Origin of the sequence: Butyricicoccus faecihominis (assembly GCF_014648015.1) — a bacterium.
Taxonomy (GTDB): Bacteria; Bacillota; Clostridia; order Oscillospirales; family Butyricicoccaceae; genus Agathobaculum; species Agathobaculum butyriciproducens.
Window position 1 is genome coordinate 101,443 of sequence record NZ_BMQH01000003.1, and the last position, 2,317, is coordinate 103,759.

At 55.4% G+C, this 2,317-nt stretch carries 4 protein-coding genes; all 4 read left to right on the forward strand.

Annotated elements, in window-relative coordinates:
• Positions 1 to 357, forward strand: a 357-nt coding sequence (locus IEY11_RS03690; RefSeq protein WP_243183943.1) for an RNA polymerase subunit sigma-24, incomplete at its 5' end; no start/stop codon positions are given.
• Positions 358 to 367: 10 nt separating this feature from the next.
• Positions 368 to 829 (forward strand): RNA polymerase sigma factor, encoded by a 462-nt coding sequence (locus IEY11_RS03695; protein ID WP_188885941.1) that lies wholly within the window; start codon positions 368 to 370, stop codon positions 827 to 829.
• 28 nt (positions 830 to 857) lie between these two features.
• On the forward strand, positions 858 to 1,148 hold the full coding sequence (locus IEY11_RS03700) for a DUF3847 domain-containing protein (RefSeq protein WP_188885831.1): 291 nt from the start codon (positions 858 to 860) through the stop codon (positions 1,146 to 1,148).
• Between the two features lie 187 nt (positions 1,149 to 1,335).
• The coding region (mobQ, locus tag IEY11_RS03705; RefSeq protein WP_243183944.1) for a MobQ family relaxase at positions 1,336 to 2,317 on the forward strand (982 nt) is incomplete at its 3' end.

The window sequence follows — 2,317 nt, forward strand, 5'->3', positions numbered from 1 at the left end:
AAGCGGGAGATGGAGAACTATGAGCGCCGGAAAGTCTACCACCGCGCCTACTACTCTCTGGACGCATACAGCTGGCTGGAAAATTACGCACTGGAACACAGCAGATCGCCGGAAGATATTTTGCTGGAACGAGAAGAAATGACCACCCGCCTATACCTGATTGCAGCTCTGCCGGTGGCTCTGGCTCATGCCACTCCGACACAGGCCCGCCGTGTTCACGCCTACTACATTGCCGGTATCAAGCAGCCGGAAATCGCCCGGAGAGAGGGTATCCATAGCAGTAAGGTCAGCGTTGCCATCCGCCGGGGTCTGCGGAATATGCGCCGCTGCTATGATGGCTTTTTCCAAACAGAGTGAGGGCATGCCTATGCAGACCATCAATCTCAAACAATATTATCCATTTTGCAAAGAGGACATTTTTGTGGAGGTGTCCGATGAAATCGTCGAAGCGTTTCTTCTGGACAAGAGAGCCGAGGCCGCCAGAGATCGCAAGATGTTCCGGTATAAGGCGTTTTATTCCCTCGATTGTAACGATGGAATCGAAAATGCCGCCATCGGCTGGACGCAGCCATCGCCGGAGGATTATCTGATAGAAAAAGAAGAATTAGCCGAATACGAAGAACTGATACGGCGATTGTATGAAGCCATTTCCTCCCTGCCGCCTATGCAGGCTCGCCGTGTTCACGCCCGCTATATGCTGGGTATGAAAGTGAAAGATATTGCCGCAATGGAGGGTATCACGCCATCACAGGCGGGAAAATCCATCCATGCCGCACTGCGGAGGCTGCGCCGGTACTTTGCGCGACAGAAATGGACGGTCAATCTATGAGTATTTCCAAAGAAAAGAGGTGCCTGACATGAACGAAAAAATTACAGCCCACCCCCAAAAAGAAGAACGGGAGAAAGTCCTGAAGGAGATTCGGCAGCTTGAAAACCGCCAGAAGATTTTGGAGAACAAGCAGCGCAACGAGGAACGCAAGGCCCGTACCCGCCGCCTGATTGAACGCGGGGCCATTTTGGAGGGCGTTTTTTCTCTGGCCCCCGACCTTCCCGGCGTAGAGGTCAAGGCGTTCCTGATTGCCCTGTCCCATCTTCCGGGGGCGGCGGAACTGGCCGCAAAACTGCCGAAATCTGGGGACAAGCCGTAAGTCCCTTGTTTACAAGGGCGCACTTATACACCGTTGCCGGTGCTGTGCGCCCTGCCGGGGGCGTTGCGTACTTCGTCCACGATGGGAAGCTACGCTCCCCAAACCCCTTGTGCGCTCTGCGCAGCCAGGACACCCACTTTGCGTTTGTCCGGCTCCACAGAGCCTGTTATCCCCTCACTGAAAGGAGGTGTTCCCCATAGATTTCTGTCATATCCCCATCAGTATCATCAAGCGCAGCGCAGGCCGTTCCGCTGTTGCCGCAGCTGCTTACCGCAGCGGAACCAAGCTGACAAATGAATGGGACGGCATGACCCACGACTACACCCGGAAAGGCGGCATTGTTCATGCGGAGATCATGCTGCCTGCCTACGCCCCGCCGGAATTTGCAGACCGTTCTATCCTCTGGAACAGTGTGGAGCAAATCGAGAAGGCAAGGGACAGCCAGCTTGCCCGCGAGATTGAGGCAGCTCTGCCCCGCGAACTGTCCAGAGAACAGCAGCTTGCCCTTGTCCGGTCCTATGTGAAGGACAACTTTGTGGACAAGGGGATGTGCGCCGATTTTGCTATCCATGACAAGGGAACCGGCAACCCTCATGTCCATATCATGCTGACGCTCCGGCCTCTGAAAGAAAATGGACAGTGGGGCGCAAAGTGCCGCAAGGCATACGATCTGGACGAGAATGGACAGCGTATCCCGGATGGGAAAGGCGGCTGGAAAAATCATCGTGAGGATACCACCGATTGGAACGATAAAGGAAATGTGGAGATTTGGCGGGCAGCGTGGGCAGCCTACACCAACCGGGCGCTGGAATCTGCCGGTAGACCGGAGCGCATTGACCACCGCAGCTACAAGCGGCAGGGCATTGATAAAATCCCCTCTGTCCATCTGGGGCCAGCCGCCAGCCAAATGGAAAAGCGCGGCATCCGCACCGACAAGGGCGAAGTAAACCGGCAGATCGCCGCCGACAACAAGCTGCTGAAAGAAATCAAAGCCCGCATTACCCGTCTTTATCTCTGGTCGAAAGACGAAGCGGAAAAACCACAAACGCAGCAAAGCAGCTTGATCGCCTTGTGGGAAGCCCAGCAGCAGTTGAACGCTCCCCGCACCCGCACCGGCAAAATCCGGGCTTTGCAGGAAAGCGCTGCACTATTCAGCTTTTTGCAGGCAA

Coding starts and splice junctions, on each gene's coding strand:
- IEY11_RS03695 (WP_188885941.1), top strand. CDS start 368: ATGCAGACCATCAATCTCAAACAATATTATCCATTTTGCAAAGAGGAC.
- IEY11_RS03700 (WP_188885831.1), top strand. CDS start 858: ATGAACGAAAAAATTACAGCCCACCCCCAAAAAGAAGAACGGGAGAAA.